At 52.0% G+C, this 3,295-nt stretch carries 3 protein-coding genes; all 3 read left to right on the top strand.

What is annotated here, in order from left to right; genetic code table 11:
- On the top strand, nt 1-610 hold a 610-nt coding region (locus JRG72_11565; protein ID MBW2135841.1), incomplete at its 5' end, for a tetratricopeptide repeat protein.
- A gap of 177 nt (nt 611-787) precedes the next feature.
- Complete coding sequence (locus JRG72_11560; protein MBW2135840.1) at nt 788-1,186, top strand: hypothetical protein; 399 nt, start codon at nt 788-790, stop codon at nt 1,184-1,186.
- Between the two features lie 118 nt (nt 1,187-1,304).
- Nucleotides 1,305-3,295 (top strand): VWA domain-containing protein (locus JRG72_11555; protein ID MBW2135839.1); only part of this gene is annotated, 1,991 nt, incomplete at its 3' end.

Raw genomic sequence — 3,295 nt, 5'->3', positions numbered from 1 at the left:
TTATGATCAGGCGATCGAAATCCGGGAGAGATTAAGACAACAGGGCCGCCTGCTCGATGAAAACCACCTGGCCCAGGCGTATATGAACCGGGGAGTAGCCAAAAGGGTTCTCCAGGACCTGGCCGGGGCCCTGAGCGATTATGATCAGGCGATCGAAATCCGGGAGAGATTAAGACAACAGGGCCGCCTGCTAGATGAAAACCACCTGGCCCAGGCGTATATGAACCGGGGAGTAGCCAAATGGGTTCTCCAGGACCTGGCCGGGGCCCTGAGCGATTATGATCAGGCGATCGAAATCCGGGAGCGCCTGGTGTTCGAAGGCCGGTTCTGGCAGAGGGCTGGTCTTTTTATGACATACTACATTGCTTTCCTGCTGTTTAAAAAATACCGCGACGTCAAGGCCCTGGAAAAACTTGGCAAACAGGCTTTATCAGCGGTCCGGGCCGCTCTCGGCGATGGCCGATTGACCCCGGGGGCGATCAGGGAATTAAATGATCTGATGCAGCTAATGGTCGAGCACCCACATCTACCGGAAGCCCAACGCCAACAATGGCTTGAGGTGGCCCGGGGGTTAGAGGCTAGAGCGGGAAATGATACAGAGGGCGGTTGATCAGACCAGTTCCGCAGATGGCCACCGAAAGCCGACTCTAACCCGCTCATCATTTTCCTTGACCCGGCATTGGCCCAGATTTACAATGATTAACAGAAGTTGATAGTTGAAGCTTAAGATCAAGGTTCTAAATAATGCCTTAATGCTTTGGTTGAACCTTCCAGATATTGAGAAACCTTGGAACAGACTGAACTAATTACGGCCATCAAGCAACTTTTGATAATGTTAGTGGGTTTCGGGGTGATACTGGGCCTGATTCGGGTCAGTAGATTACCCAAGATTCTGGCTCGGATCTTAATCTTGCCGATAATTCTGGGGATGTTATATGCCGCCGGACACCAGTGGTGGGTGCAACTGCCGGCCGTGCAGCAGCAGTTGGTTCTGATCGTCTTGTTGCCGGTGGCATTAGTAATATTGTTGCGGCTGGTTCTGGGAGCGGAGCTATTCCGCGAGGTGCTGGGGAATTTCATCTATGATCTGCTAAAAAATGGCTTTATTTTATTGTTTAATTTAACCGTTGGATTGTTTAGCCTTCCGATAAGGCTGATCCGCTTGCTGTGGCGGAGGTGGATTTAAGATGTGCGGTAATTTTAAGTTAAGGTCGAATACCTGGTTCCTAGTGCTATTATGCGGCCTGGGGGGATTTTTATTTTTGAGTGGTTGTTCCCACAAAAATACCCCGGAGGCTTCTCGGGTGGCTGAGAAAGCTACTATTGCTCTGGGGAAGCCTACTCCGACTCCGGGATTGGATGTCTACCTGTTGCTGGATGAGTCCGGCAGTATGATCGGGCGCCGGGGCTCGGACCCAGAGGGAGTGCGTTACGAAGCCGGGAAGTATCTCCTTCAGAATTTACTGGTGAAGCGCTCCCCTCCGGAAGGCCCCCATCGGGTGGCCATTGTACATTTTGCCACCCGGGCTCAGGGCACGCCTTTAATAGAAGTAACTCCTGGCAATGCCGATCGAATGGTTCAGGCCCTGGCCTCACCGACTGATATTCACCGGGGATATACCAATATCGTCGCCGCCCTCCAAAAAGTGAAACAACTCTATGACCAGACCCCTCCAGGTAGACATCCTCGCCGCCTGGTGGTAGTGTTATTCACCGATGGGCAGCCGGATGATGCCCGTAAGTTACCCCTTAAAAAATATTTCCAAGAGATTGCGCATCAGGTGCGACAAGAGTTGCCGGGGGCCGAGTTTTATGTGGTGGGGTTAGATAATCCCCACTTTAAGGACCGGTTTCAGCAGACAGTGTCGGATTGGCAGAGAATTGTCGGCCAATATCACGTAGTCACCATCACCCGGATGCCGGACCTATACACCACTTTCAATCAAACCCTGCAACGGATTCTGGAGATCCCCCAGGTAACCCCGGACAGAGTGCAGCAAGAAAAGACTTTCGAGGTGCAACCATATCTGGATTGTTTGGAATTCCACATATTTTATGATCCCCGAATAAAATTGGCGATTTACCGGCCAGATGGCAGTCTTCTGAAAGCCAAGGATCCGGGGGTATCTGTGACCAAAGAGGCCAAATATGCCATTTTCCGGGTCCAGGATCCAACTCCCGGGCACTGGAAGTATCGGATAATCTCTGGTCAGGGCCAGGTTACCGTGTTCCGCAACCCGATCCCGTTTCGGCTTACCTTGCTGCAACCCGGAGCCTTCTGGCCCATGGGACAAGAGATTTATTTAAAAGCGGTGTTTTTAAAAGCGAATGGCCAGGAGATTAAAGAATTGCCGGATTATCCCCTGGGATTTATGGCCCGGGTAATCAGCCCCGGTCGGAAAGAACAGGTGGTAGATTTCCCACGCGGCTCTAAAGTCGGCCAGGTGTATTACAGTAACCAAGCCGTGAAGACTACCGAGGCCGGAGAATATACCATTATTTTGACGGTGAAAGGCGGAGATCGGTTCCAAACCTCCCACACGGTGAAAACCTTTGTGCAATCTGCGCCGTATTTAGATATTCAAAAACCCCAGCCGTTAACCCATTATGGCCGCAGTCAAGAGTTGGTGGTAGAAGCCCTCCTGGAGCGGGACGGGCATAAGACTGATCCTCAGAAAGAATTTATTGAACACCCCAATTATTTGATTCTGGCCAAACTTCTCCACAGCCCCGATCAGGAGAGCGGCCCCACGATCTGGCTTTCTCAGAATGACCAGCGGAAAAGCTATTTTTACGGGGTCTTACCCCAATACTGCTGGACTCCCGGCTCCTATCGACTGGCCGTGCAACTGGCAGGGACTCCCCGACTGCCGGTAGCCTTCAAGGGCTCTGGCCCCCAGGTCCAGGTGATCGACTTTTATATTTCTAAGGCCTGGCCGTGGTCCACCCGCCTATACTATCTGGGGCTGGCAATTTTAAGCATGATAATTCTGTGGCTTATGGCCTTGGCCATCTGGTTGCTTTCCGCTACCAAGGTTATTGGCGGGGTAACCATAGATAGTGCCAGCGGGCAGACCAAAAGTTATCGTCTTTATAGCCGAGGGGTGCTCTGGCCCCAAGGCCTCCCGGGGTTTTCACAGGAAGACGGTTCCAAATGTCCGCCTTTGTGTTTATGGGCGCGGAGTCTGGGGCGGGAACGTTTGCGGATTTATCTGGGGGGCTGGATTTCCTTGCTCAGTATGGGATTGATCAAGGAGCGCGTTTATTCGCTCCGAAAAGATGAACAGGTTGAGTA

This window comes from Deltaproteobacteria bacterium, assembly GCA_019309545.1.
Lineage (GTDB): Bacteria > Desulfobacterota > Desulfobaccia > Desulfobaccales > Desulfobaccaceae > Desulfobacca_B.
The sequence above is the reverse complement of the archived record's forward strand: the minus strand, read 5'-3'. Positions and strand labels throughout refer to the sequence as shown.